The sequence below is a fragment of the Thalassospira sp. genome (genome assembly GCF_040218635.1).
GTDB lineage: Bacteria > Pseudomonadota > Alphaproteobacteria > Rhodospirillales > Thalassospiraceae > Thalassospira.
In genome coordinates this window covers 455,353-467,274 of sequence record NZ_JAVJRB010000009.1, presented here as the reverse complement: position 1 = coordinate 467,274, position 11,922 = coordinate 455,353, and the positions used below count along the sequence as shown (strand labels likewise).

At 49.2% G+C, this 11,922-nt stretch carries 9 protein-coding genes and 1 tRNA gene; 5 read left to right on the top strand and 5 right to left on the bottom strand.

What is annotated here, in order from left to right:
* Positions 1–64: 64 nt before the first annotated feature.
* Both RIC05_RS09900 and RIC05_RS09895 read right to left on the bottom strand, forming a co-directional pair.
* Positions 65–1,459 carry a NarK family nitrate/nitrite MFS transporter gene (locus RIC05_RS09900; protein WP_350043993.1) on the bottom strand — a complete coding sequence of 465 codons (1,395 nt, stop codon included), beginning with the start codon at positions 1,457–1,459 and terminating at the stop codon, positions 65–67.
* A gap of 61 nt (positions 1,460–1,520) precedes the next feature.
* Entirely contained in the window at positions 1,521–2,882 is a 1,362-nt protein-coding gene (locus tag RIC05_RS09895) for an MFS transporter (protein ID WP_350043992.1), read from the bottom strand.
* 258 nt (positions 2,883–3,140) lie between these two features.
* On the opposite strand from RIC05_RS09895, the gene RIC05_RS09890 reads away from it, so the two are divergent.
* The 5 genes from RIC05_RS09890 (at position 3,141) to RIC05_RS09870 (ending at position 10,019) form a co-directional block, all read left to right on the top strand.
* The gene (locus tag RIC05_RS09890) at positions 3,141–3,839 is read left to right on the top strand and encodes a helix-turn-helix domain-containing protein (RefSeq protein ID WP_350043991.1); all 699 of its coding nucleotides are present in this window, start codon (positions 3,141–3,143) and stop codon (positions 3,837–3,839) included.
* An 11-nt stretch (positions 3,840–3,850) separates the two neighbouring features.
* Positions 3,851–4,156: a carboxymuconolactone decarboxylase family protein gene (locus tag RIC05_RS09885; RefSeq protein WP_350043990.1), complete on the top strand. Its 306-nt coding sequence runs from the start codon at positions 3,851–3,853 to the stop codon at positions 4,154–4,156.
* Between the two features lie 123 nt (positions 4,157–4,279).
* Positions 4,280–5,473, top strand: a complete 1,194-nt coding sequence (locus tag RIC05_RS09880) for an NnrS family protein (protein ID WP_350046933.1) — start codon at positions 4,280–4,282, stop codon at positions 5,471–5,473.
* A gap of 440 nt (positions 5,474–5,913) precedes the next feature.
* A complete protein-coding gene (locus RIC05_RS09875; RefSeq protein ID WP_350046932.1) occupies positions 5,914–7,965 on the top strand; it encodes an ATP-dependent nuclease in 2,052 nt (683 codons plus the stop codon).
* Positions 7,947–10,019 carry a UvrD-helicase domain-containing protein gene (locus RIC05_RS09870; protein WP_350046931.1) on the top strand — a complete coding sequence of 691 codons (2,073 nt, stop codon included), beginning with the start codon at positions 7,947–7,949 and terminating at the stop codon, positions 10,017–10,019. Before RIC05_RS09875 ends, RIC05_RS09870 begins: the two co-directional genes overlap by 19 nt.
* Before the next feature lie 162 nt (positions 10,020–10,181).
* On the opposite strand, the gene RIC05_RS09865 is transcribed toward RIC05_RS09870, so the two are convergent.
* The 3 genes from RIC05_RS09865 to RIC05_RS09855 all read right to left on the bottom strand — a co-directional run bounded on the left by RIC05_RS09865 (position 10,182) and on the right by RIC05_RS09855 (position 11,876).
* Positions 10,182–10,259: transfer RNA gene (locus tag RIC05_RS09865), tRNA-Ile, on the bottom strand.
* Positions 10,260–10,354: 95 nt separating this feature from the next.
* A complete protein-coding gene (locus RIC05_RS20715) occupies positions 10,355–10,786 on the bottom strand; it encodes an antitoxin Xre/MbcA/ParS toxin-binding domain-containing protein (RefSeq protein ID WP_502989547.1) in 432 nt (143 codons plus the stop codon).
* Positions 10,776–11,876 (bottom strand): hypothetical protein, encoded by a 1,101-nt coding sequence (locus RIC05_RS09855; protein ID WP_350047039.1) that lies wholly within the window; start codon positions 11,874–11,876, stop codon positions 10,776–10,778. Before RIC05_RS09855 ends, RIC05_RS20715 begins: the two co-directional genes overlap by 11 nt.
* Between the last annotated feature and the right edge of the window lie 46 nt (positions 11,877–11,922).

Here is an 11,922-nt window from a genome sequence, read left to right as displayed (position 1 = left end):
TCTCCTGAAGGCTGCGGGGGCCCTGCCCAACCCGGCGGGTTCGGGCAGGGAGAATTTCGGGTAATCAGCAAGGGACCGATGCGTTCTTGCGGCTGTAGTAGAACCAGGTGATGGCAACACAGACGGCGTAGAAGATTGCAAAGCACCAAAGCGCCCCTGCCGGACCACCGGTCAGCGCAATGGATGTGCCATAGGCTTTTGGAATGAAGAAGGCGCCATAGGCAGCAATCGCGCTGGTAAAGGCGATGATGGCTGAACTTTCGAGTTCCGACTGTTTTAGCAGGGCCGCTTGATCAGCATCGGGCATCAGGCGCGGGATTTCTTGACGCATGATCGACGGGATCATCTGGAAGGTCGACGCGTTGCCGACACCGGTCAGGAAAAACAGCGCCATGAAGCAAGCGAAAAAGCCCCAGAAGTGACCGCTGGTTCCGCCAAGCGGAAGGAATTGCAGTACACCGATAACCGCAGCAATCATGCCAATGAAGGTCCAGAACGTAACTCGCCCGCCACCAAGCCTGTCTGAAATCCATCCCGTACCAGCACGGCTCAGGGCACCGACCAGCGGGCCAAGAAACGCGTATTGCAGCGCATCGACTTCCGGGAACTGGGTTTTCATCAGCAACGGGAAGCCAGCGGAATAGCCAATAAAGCTGCCAAAGGTACCGGTATAGAGAATGCACATGATCCAGTTGTGTTTGCGGCTAAAGATGATCGACTGCTTTTTGAAGCTGGCTTTGGCATCTGCGATGCTGTTCATACCAAACCAGGCCGCAATGGTGGAAACCACGATGAACGGCACCCAGATGAAACCGGCGTTTTGCAAGAAGATCTCGCCACCACTTGAGTTGCTTTGTGCTTCGCCACCAAAGGCGCCGAATACACCGGCCGTAATCACAAGCGGGACCGCGAACTGCATGACCGAAACGCCAAGGTTGCCAAGTCCGGCATTAAGGGCCAGCGCATTGCCTTTTTTTCTTTTCGGATAGAAGTAGGCGATATTTGCCATTGAGGACGCAAAGTTGCCGCCTCCGAACCCGCACAGCAGCGCGAGAACAAGGAACCAGCTATAGGACGTAGTCGGGTCCTGTACTGCAAAACCGATACCAAGCGCTGGCAGCAACAGGGATGCCGTGCTGAGCGTTGTCCAGACGCGCCCGCCAAAGATTGGCACCATAAAGCTATAGAAAATGCGTAAAGTTGCGCCCGACAAGCCGGGAAGTGCGGCAAGCCAGAAAAGTTGGCCGGTGGAATATGTGAAGCCGATGCCTGGCAGCTTTGCGACAACAACCGACCAAACCATCCAGACCGAAAATGCCAACAAGAGGCAAGGAATGGATATCCAGAGATTGCGGGTTGCGATTGTGCTGCCTTTTCTGGACCAGAATTCTGTGTCTTCTGGTCGCCAATCGGTCAATACATGGCCTTTTTGACCGTTGTCTGCATGCGTGATTTCCAAGGGATCCTCCCGATGAAACTGTTGGAGAGACAGAGCGCAATCTGCGCTCTGTCAATTTGTCTTACTGAGCAGGTTTGGTAACGCCGGACGTTTTTCCGACTTCTGGCGCTGGCTTCTCCAGTGGTTTCTCGGGCACATCCGAAAGGTATTTTTCGTCGGCAAGTGCCGGATGACGTGCACGTTCCATGCGTCGGATCACGACATGCATCCAGATCGTGGAAACAGCGACCAGAACAAACAGCAGCATGAAAGGCGCGGTCCAGACATTGGTCAGGTCAAGAAGCATTCCGAAGGCGATTGGAAGGAAGAAACCCCCAAGGCCACCAATCATGCCAACCAGACCACCCACCGATCCCACGTGATGCGGGTAATAAACCGGGATGTGTTTGTAGACTGCTGCTTTGCCGAGGCTCATGACGAACCCAAGGATGACCGTCAGGGCGACAAACATGCCAACCGAGACACCGAAATCAAACTCGATCGGCCCATTGATGCCCGAAACCAGATAGGTCGTCTGTGGATAGCTCATGATGAACAGAACGATGAGCGATACAATGAAGGTCAGATACATGACCGCACGTGCACCCCATTTGTCCGACATCCAGCCACCAAGCGCCCGAAAGACCGAGCCTGGCAGGGAATAAAGTCCCGCAAACACACCTGCCGTCGTCAGTTCCAGCCCATAGGCGCCGACATAGTAGCGTGGCAAAAAGCTTGCCAGCGCAACAAAGGCACCAAAGACAAAAAAGTAATAGGTCGCAAACCGCCATACCTGAATGTTTTTAAGCGGCTCAAGCTGCGAACTGGCCGATACCGGGCCTTCGCCCGTTTCCTTGCGCGCTTGCTGGACCGGGTCGGTTTTTGCCAGCAGGAAGAACAGTACCGCTGTGATGACAAGCACAACCGCGTAAATACGGGCTGTTTCCTCCCAACCGAGGGCGACCACCAGAAATGGGGCGGCAAAGTTCGTAACCGCCGCACCAACGTTACCAGCACCAAAAATGCCCAGTGCAGTGCCCTGACGTTCCTTTTCGAACCAGCGTGACGTATAAGAGACACCAATGATAAAGGAACCACCGGCAAGGCCTAGGCCAAGGGCGGCAACAAGAAAGATTTCATAGCTGTGGACGGACGTCAGAAGCCAGACACAGACGGCTGTGATCAGCATCTGCAGCGGGAACATGACCCGACCGCCAAATTGCTCCGTCCATACGCCAAGGAAGATGCGGCTGACCGACCCGGTCAGAACCGGCGTTGCAACCAGCAGCCCGAATTGCGTATCACTCAGTCCGAGTTCCTGTTTGATCTTCACCCCGATAATGGAAAATATCGTCCAGACAGCAAAGCAAACCGTGAAGGCGAATGTGCTTAGCCCTAAAGCACGATATTGATCGGTTTGAGAAACCCCTTTTAACGTATGCATGGCCATTCCCCCTCGAGCATCTGCCGTTACATTGGAGCGTGTGTGAATGGCTTGATCATTGTTTGAGGGGCGCTCGTCAGGCTTGATCTAGATCAGAAAACGTGGAACGCTTCAGTGAAATAAGCCGTGACGTCAACTATTTGGTTTGAGCACTTGCCGAACATCAAGGCTATGGCGAGAAAAAAAACAGCTGTTCACTTGATAAATATCAAGTGAACAGCTGAGATGTTTCTGCGTTGGGTTAGAAGTGAGGAACAAATGTCCGATTCGACCTTCCCGGAGGTACGTAGTCTGGATCTTTTCGCTGAAATGAGCGACGAGAGTTACGCAAAGCTGATGCGTGGAGCCTATTTGCAAACGTTTCCGCCACATGTTGATTTGATCACAGAAGGTGAAGAGGCAGACTTCCTCCATGTATTGATTTTAGGTGCGGTAGATCTTTTCGCGAGCTGGAACAACCGCGAAACCAGTGTTTCAATTGTAAAACCTGTTTCCACTTTTATTTTAGCGGCAACAATCCGTGATGCTCGCTACCTAATGTCAGCCAGAACAATGGAAAAAAGCCGCATCGTTATGATACCAAGTCAAGATGTCCGCGCAGTTTTCGATCTTGACGCAGGCTTTGCACGTGCAGTTGTCGTTGAACTGGCTGCTTGCTATCGTTCCGTAATCAAGACCACAAAAAATCTGAAACTGCGCACAGCACTTGAACGGCTTGCAAACTACCTGCTCAGTCGTTCCAAAGACCAAAGTGACGCTCGAAGCTTTGCCTTAGACATTGAAAAGCGTCAGCTTGCCTCTGTTTTGGGGATGACACCTGAAAACCTGAGCCGCGCTTTCAAAGCCTTGCAAGCATACGGGGTAGCCGTGAGCGGGGAGAACGTTGAGTTAAGTGATCCTACCGAGCTCGAAAAGTTCGCCAAACCGACAACTCTTATTGACGACAATCAAACGTAAGGAGCGAAGTTATGGTTAAATCTATGCCTGGTGCTGCAGGAACATTGGCAGAACAGTATCCAGATATTTGGAAGGCTTATGCTGATCTTGGTAAGGTGACAGCAGAAGCAGGCCCACTGACAGACCGTGAACGTCGTCTTGTAAAACTTGCGTTGGCAATTGGTCTTGGTTCAGAGGGCGCTGTGCATTCCCATACCCGGCGTGCGAAGGCAGAAGGCATTGGGCTTGATGACTTGCTGCAGGTCGCAATGCTGTCGATTGGCCCGGCGGGCTTGCCGCGTGCAGTTGCTGCCAAAACCTGGATCGAAGACATCTAGCAGGTTCTTTGAGCACCTTAGGAATTGAACAGGCCCACACAACCAACTGTTTGAGTTGCGTCTCGGCGTCAGGCGGCTTTTGTCTGGAATCGCCAATTTGCCTAGAAACATTAAGGTGCAGAAATGGCAACCAAAATCAGGATACAGGAACCGCAGCAACGGAATACAGGCTTCCTCAGCCACGGCTTTCGACCGTTCTTTTTGCTCAGTTCGATTTGGGCTGCTGCTGCGATGGTCATCTGGGTACTTTTGCTCATGAATGTGATCGCATTACCTCTGACGTTTGATATCGTCTCCTGGCACGCACATGAGTTCCTGTTCGGATATCTTGGCGCCGTCATTGCAGGCTTCATGCTAACCGCTGTTCCCAACTGGACAGGACGGCTTCCTATTCGCAATCGACGTTTGGGAATGCTTGTGTTGCTTTGGATGGCAGGGCGTATTGTAATTTTGCTCGCCGCACATTTTCCTCCTGGCGTTGTTATTTCCGTCGATTTGTCATTTTTGATCGTCTTCGCCTTGATGATTGCCCGAGAAGTCATCGCAGGAAAAAGCAAACGCAATTTTATCGTCCTCGGGCTGCTCGGGATTGTGGTCCTCGGCAATGCAGTTTTTCATTGGGAAATCTTGCAGGGAGAATACGCAGCACAAGGCGTAGGTTTGCGTCTGGGTCTGGCTGCGAGCATCATGCTTGTAGCATTGATTGGTGGACGCATCGTTCCATCTTTCACCCGAAACTGGCTCGCCAAACAAAAAGTAACTACACTTCCTGCACAGGTTGGAAAGTTTGATATGGCCTGTCTGGTCATGCTGTTTGTTGCGGTACTGCTTTGGGTCGCTTTCCCTTTCGAGGACTTTACTGCCCTTGCTCTTGTTCTCGCAGGCAGTCTTCATTTTGTGCGCCTATCACGCTGGAAAGGACATCAAACCGGGAAAGAGCCACTTGTATGGATTCTGCACGCTGGATACGCGTTTGTCCCCTTGGGTGCTATTGCGCTCGGGGTGGCAATACTCATTCCATCACTGATTGACAGCGCTTCGGCGCAGCATCTTTGGATGGGGGGAACGATCGGTGTTATGACGCTTGCAGTAATGACACGTGCAACCTTGGGGCACACCGGTAACGATTTGGTCGGCGGCGCAGGAACAACTGCTTTATATGCATGCATCATTTTAGCGACGCTAACGAGGGTTGCTGCTGGTTTTCTGCCCACATTTTCGATGTCTTTTTATGAAATTTCTGCTGTTTTGTGGACAGCGAGTTTCGCTGGTTTCGCCCTTCTGTATGGACCGCTATTGGTCAAAAAAAGAACATGACAGACGGAAGCTAAAGACTTGTCCAGTTAATGACATGTCGAGCAAAGCATGAATGTCCTGCTGCGCAGGAGGAGTGGCTTATCAAAGAATTCGGGGGGGTGTGGTCCATACCCCGAATTATGACAATTCGGCATGGATAACAACAAGGGCTCCCTCAAATTGAGTTGAGGTGATTTTCCGTCTGATATCAGCTTAAATCAAAGGTGTTTCGCAGCGACTGGAAACAAGACCACGACTTGGAGAATGCCCCTTAATTCGGTGTCTACGCTGTGACTAAAAAATGAACTTATCTGAGAAGTCACTCAGATATGGACTTAACTATTCGCACTCGCACAACTCAAAGATGCAAATCTCTTTGTTCCGATGACACCAGGATGATAACATTAGTTGAATTACATATAATCAAGCACCTCAGCAACTAAAAACATTGCGATAAAGAAATGCATATTGAGCAGATTAAAGTTGAGAATTTTCGGCTATTGCAGGATTGCTGCATTGATATGCGAGAAAAAACGACTTTGCTCGTAGGGAAGAACAATACAGGCAAGACATCATTCGCAGTGTTGTTGGAAAAATTCCTCGAACGACCGGACACGTTTTCATTCACTGATTTCCCGCTTAGCTTGCGCGAAGACATTTTTACAATAGACGAGGAAACGAACGTCGAGGAACTTGCCATAAGAATTGCTCTTCGCATCGCTTATACCGAGGCAGATGATTTAGGAATTCTCTCCGAATTTATGCTGGACCTCGATCCAGCGAGGCGACACACGAATATCCTCCTCGAATGCACTATTGATAAGATTAAACTTCTCCGTTTTCTCCCCGTGAACGAAAAAGAACGAAAGAAGTTTATCGAAAACAACCTTTCAGGAAAATTCCTCGAAGTAAGAGTTTATGCCTTTGATGATTTCGGCCACACCGGCGATCAGCCGTACTATATGGCTCATCGCAATCAGCTTGAGGAGAAGGAACGCAACAGCCTTCGTGCCCTTTTAAACTTTCAAGTCATCCATGCCCGCAGAAACGTTGCAAGCTCAGAGGATGCCGGGCGCGGCTCAAAGCCGCTCTCTGCCCTATCAACCAAGTTCTTTCGAAAACGAGATATTGAGGCAGATGCTGAGGTTGAGGACGAAGAGGACGCCAGCGCAGATGAGCCCGGTGCTGGGAATATAGAAAAGCTGAGAACGCTCTTGGGTGAGATCGACACGCAACTGGGTGACCAATATGTTGAGGTCTTTGGGAATTTCTTAAAAAATTCACGCGATTTTCTCGACCTCGGCGACTTGAAAGTGGTTTCCAATATCCAGTCTCAGTCTCTTATCGAGAACTCGTCGCAAGTCATCTACGGTGACACCGATAACTTCCTTCCAGAGAACCACAGCGGCCTTGGGTATCTGAATATCCTTTATCTGCTCCTGCAAATCGAACTTTGCCGCGACGATTTTTCAAGTCGGAATGCGCCGTTAAACCTTCTAATAATCGAGGAACCCGAGGCGCATACTCACCCACAGATGCAATATGTGTTTGCAGACAAAATTCATGGCCTCGTATCAGCCATTCCCAGCCTACAGGCTCTCGTAACCACGCACTCTTCTCATATCGTATCGAAATCTGACTTCGAGGATATTCGTTATCTATCCAGACCAACCGCCTCAGGGCCGGTTTCTATCAAGAATTTCCACACCGATCTCAGCAAGGAATACGATAAGCTTGGCGAAGACGGCAAAGCGCTATTCAAATTCCTGAAGCACTATCTCACCATCAACTCGGCAGAGCTATTTTTTGCCAATAAGGCAATTTTTATCGAAGGCACAACCGAACGCATCCTCCTCCCTTTGTTTATTGAGATACACGATAAAGAGAATAAAGAGGCCGATCCAACAGGTGGTCTGTCCTCTCAGAATATCTCGGTGTTGGAGGTAGGCGCGAACGCGCGGGCGTTCGCGCCATTCCTTGAGTTCATCGGCGTCCGTACTCTTATCCTTACAGATATCGATACGACCAAGCCCGAGCTCAATGAAAAGACCGGCAAGACGAGCTACAAAAAATGGCCCGTAGAAGGCTCGTCGCACACATCAAATGAAACCCTCAAGCACTTCCTTGGGGCCCCAGCAATTGACGACGTCGACGCGTATAAAGATTGGCATAAGAGGCTGCTGAGTGGCGAAGCTGCATCCGATGAAGGGCAAATCAAGCTTAGCTATCAAACTGAGGAAAATGGCTATCACGCAAGAAGCTTCGAAGACGCTTTCATTGCAAAGAACTTTGAAAAACTAAAGATTAAGATAGATGATTTGGACGGGCTCAAAAAAAATACTCAGGAATTCGATAATTTTGACGGGAATGACTACTACGGCCTAACGGAGAATGTTCTAAGCAAAAAATCTGATTTTGCTGGGTCAATTCTTTATGCGGCGCTGGTTGATGGCGAAACTTGGGAAACGCCCAAATATATAATGGATGGTCTGAAATGGATTCACAGAAATTGAATCCGGTAGATCGGATTGCGGAGCTCGTTTTCAAAGGTGAGAACTTCCTCCTTCAGGGCGGTGCAGGGAGCGGTAAAACCGAAAGCCTGAAAATAGTTGTGGAGAAAGTGCTCTCTGCCGATCAGAGCCTCAAAATAGCGTGCATAACCCATACAAACAAAGCCGCTGATGAGATTGCCGACCGTATTTCGGCTGACATAAAGGTCTCAACCATCCACTCGTTTCTGGCCGGGATAATCTCACCATTCAAGCGGAACATTCAACAGGTTTTCCCGATGCTGTTCGAACTTCCCCCTTTTGAAGGCTGGGGTGATGAGCACTACGGTGGAAACGAAATACTCAGGAAGTCTGAAGAACATAAACGTTACAAAAAGGCCTATGAAAAATTGGAGAAACGCCGCCAAACTGTCTTAGGCGATGTAACTCCGAAGGTGATCGGCAAGCGCGATTACGATAAGGACCCTGAGGCGTACATCGCGCAGATGAACAAACTGATCGATGCACTGAACGAAGAAGTCCGTACAAAACTGGCAGATCGAAATTCTGATGACTTTTTATACAATGAAACAAAATTCGATAGTTTCAATGAATCATCATTCGGGCATGACGGCTTGATAGCTATCGCCTGCAAAATGTTCGATGAGTTCCCAATACTGGGGAAAATTGTTTCGAACCGGCATGATTGCATCTTCATTGATGAGTATCAGGATACCAACCCGGATGTTATTCGCGTTTTGCTCCGCTGCCTACCTGAAGCATCAAGAACAGTCATAGGTTTGTTTGGAGATTCTGAGCAGGCAATTTACTCAGACGGTATTGGGAGTGCTCAAGAGCACATTGATGCAGCGGAAGTCGTTCTTGTTGAAAAAGATGACAATTACCGTTGCTCCCCAGAGGTCATAACCTTCGCCAATAAATTTCGCACAGACGGATTAGAGCAAGATGTAGCGCTAAGAAGGCTCGATGACGGCACGATTGAAACCCTTGAGAGCCGAAAAGGTAGCGTAAAGCTGCTTTACGATTTTGCTCCAGATAAAGTAGACACGGGTAACAAAACACAAGATCGGAAAACTAATGCCGCGTCGTTTCGCGAAGCGCTCGATGAGCTCGTTGGAAGGGTTAGTCAAGATTTTCCGGGCTATGTCCAACTGAAGCTAACGAACAAATCGATTGCCAATGATGCGGGTTTTGGACAGCTCTATCAGATATTTGCTGATCGGTACTCTGAACCCCGAGACCGAATGCGAAAAACGCTCGATCCCTTGCAGTTTGATGAAATATTCGATTTGATTACACTGTATCGCAGCTTGCCTGGGGATAGGCGTGCATACAATCGCTTGATCACTAGCCTTCGGAAGCGGGGGTTCTCGATTTCCTCGGTTTCTGACAAAACCAAGCTTGACGGGATGCTGCGCACATTCACTGCCGAACCTCTTTCCGCGTACAAAGCAATCGAATTCGCCGCGGAAGCTGGGTTGATTAAAGTTTCAGAGAGTCACAAGGCTTTTCTAGCTCGACGAGAAGAGCTCTTGGCAAGACTGAAGGATGATCCCGTCTTCGCAGCTTTTGAAGCTCTTCACGCAAATGGCTATCGAACCAAAGTGCAGATGCTCAAGGAAATTGGGGTCGCGCCGAGAGAGGATCTCGATGCGAACCTAATTGAATCGGAATACGAAGACAGAGCCAATGAACTCAAGCAAAAAATATTCTTTGACGCATTGTTTTCAGACAAACTCCGCTTTGCCGAAATATTGTATTTCTATGACTATGAGGAAAATGATGTCGGCTTCGCCACAATGCATAAGACGAAGGGAACCGGAATAGAAAACGTGCTTCTTGTGATAGACGAGTATGGCTGGACTACAGAATACGATTTTCTGAATTGTTTTACGGCTGAGAAACCATCCACGAAAAGAGATATCGCGTCGAGGAAGCTTTTATACGTGGCCGCCTCGCGGACAAAAAAGAACTTGGTTTGCGTAAGATTGATGAATGATCAGGCTGAGGCCGACCGCATATCTCCATATTTTCCAGAGGCAATTCGCGTCCAGTGAGAGTTCGATTTTAGTCGCCATATTGCGGATCATGCTCTCTTGCGCTGAGCTGAGCCAAGCCATTGTAGTTTAGCCATTCGACATCCCGCCAAAGAACAAGTACTTCGACCCCAGCAGAATCTCGACACGACTGATACCGGAAGACTGAAGGAGTTGGGAAAGTGGTGGGCCCGGCGAGACTTGAACTCGCAACCAGACCGTTATGAGCGGTCGGCTCTAACCAAATTGAGCTACAGGCCCTGCATGAGTAAACTTTTAAGTCCTAGAAACCCGATGCGGCTGCACAAATTAGATATTTTTCGAGCCAGGTCAAGACCAATGAGCTCCTCATTGACTTAAAATGATCCACTGCTCCATGCATCCAAATATGTCCGAACGGACTTAATGCCTTCAAAGCCGCTATCTTGCATAAGATTAAGCGGCGACCTCCCATTGAACGGTAGGTTCTTATGAGGTCCATGCAACCAATCGAGAGCTTCACTCTCAATCGGGAACAATGTCACCATAGCCTTGTAAATTCCAAGGAAAGCAGAAACTCTCATTAGCCTATCAACGGACAAAGTAAGCTCCTCTTTTCGCTGAGCCTTCCTTATCCATCGATAATACGTTGAAGCAGACGGCGCTCCTAACACAGTAATTCGCTGAGACGCGTTCAAACCCAACCTTCCTGAAATAACCAGGAAGGTTCTCAGGCCAGGTCCACTCAATCGGCGCCGTTCCTCGTCACTATGGATTTGATGACTTTCAAGTATCAATTCACCGGACATCTGGCACCTCCACAAACACTGAAAATGGCTCCTCACCTTGCTCGAAGTTATCTTCAGTTTCAGCATCCTCGACAGGATCTGGCTTTCCATACCATCGAACTAATTGTTTTTCGCGCACTCTGAACTTCGCCAACCCTTGCTCACTCGGCTTTGCTTTAACGTACACGCTCAACACATCGTCCATTATTGCCGCCAGTAATTTGCCGTAGCTCAAGCCTTGCTTGTTAAATTTGGCGACAGCCTCCTTAAAGCTAAGAAACCCATTGTTGGACGTCAATTTACAGGCCTTCTCTTGCAAGGTTGAAATTAAGCCCTCAACAACACGCCTATCGTATCGCCAACCAATCCAGCCATCCTTTCCTGGGCCGTGAACACTCGGGATAACGCCAGTATTTCGAAGTGATCGGATCGTGTTTTGGCAAACACCGAGTATAGCGACCAGCTGCATAGCGCCAACGAGATGCTGCTTTTGATCAGCATAGAGCTCAAGGCTCTCACGGTTGATCCATAGCGTTTCACCATACTCAGTTCGAAAGTACTTTCCCTGAATGTAACCCCAATCATACAAATGCTTGAGCTTTGCCCGACCAACACTTAGCTTGCGCCTAGCCTGCTGCCCTGGGATGTAATCTCGACGATCTTCACCAGCGAGAATGACTGGACTTCCACGGCCTGTCAGAACGCGCTCTTGGACTGGATCGTTTATGTGCTGGAGAAGCGCATCAAACACGAATTGCAAGCTTTCTCTATTCGCTATCACTCCGCGGTACAGATAACCAAAGTCTCTGGCCACACTGACCGAATCAGAACCACGTCCATTATCAGGCATCACAGTCTGAAGGGTCTGATTAAGTCTTCGCGGCCAATACGCCAAAGAGTATGAAATCTGGTCAACTATCTGCGAAAATGCCCTCCAATCAATGTTGCTCGATGCTTCCTGTCCGGATGAGCGCGCATACACAATAAGCTGTCCTAGAAGAGAAATTGTCTGCAATATTTCCGAAACACCACCCGTTAGGAAATCGTTTGGAAACTTGTATCGTAGCGTGGGGTAGTTCGTGCCAACGATCTTGTTTGACAGTAGTCGCATCAACCCAAGCGTTTCCGGAGAACATGTCCTACCAGTCGATCGAGGC

Bases quoted from the DNA above. Each gene is read 5' to 3' on its own strand.
- RIC05_RS09895 (WP_350043992.1), bottom strand. From the start codon at position 2,882: ATGCATACGTTAAAAGGGGTTTCTCAAACCGATCAATATCGTGCTTTA.
- RIC05_RS09890 (WP_350043991.1), top strand. From the start codon at position 3,141: ATGTCCGATTCGACCTTCCCGGAGGTACGTAGTCTGGATCTTTTCGCT.
- RIC05_RS09885 (WP_350043990.1), top strand. From the start codon at position 3,851: ATGGTTAAATCTATGCCTGGTGCTGCAGGAACATTGGCAGAACAGTAT.
- RIC05_RS09880 (WP_350046933.1), top strand. From the start codon at position 4,280: ATGGCAACCAAAATCAGGATACAGGAACCGCAGCAACGGAATACAGGC.
- RIC05_RS09875 (WP_350046932.1), top strand. From the start codon at position 5,914: ATGCATATTGAGCAGATTAAAGTTGAGAATTTTCGGCTATTGCAGGAT.
- RIC05_RS09870 (WP_350046931.1), top strand. From the start codon at position 7,947: ATGGATTCACAGAAATTGAATCCGGTAGATCGGATTGCGGAGCTCGTT.
- RIC05_RS20715 (WP_502989547.1), bottom strand. From the start codon at position 10,786: ATGTCCGGTGAATTGATACTTGAAAGTCATCAAATCCATAGTGACGAG.
- RIC05_RS09855 (WP_350047039.1), bottom strand. From the start codon at position 11,876: ATGCGACTACTGTCAAACAAGATCGTTGGCACGAACTACCCCACGCTA.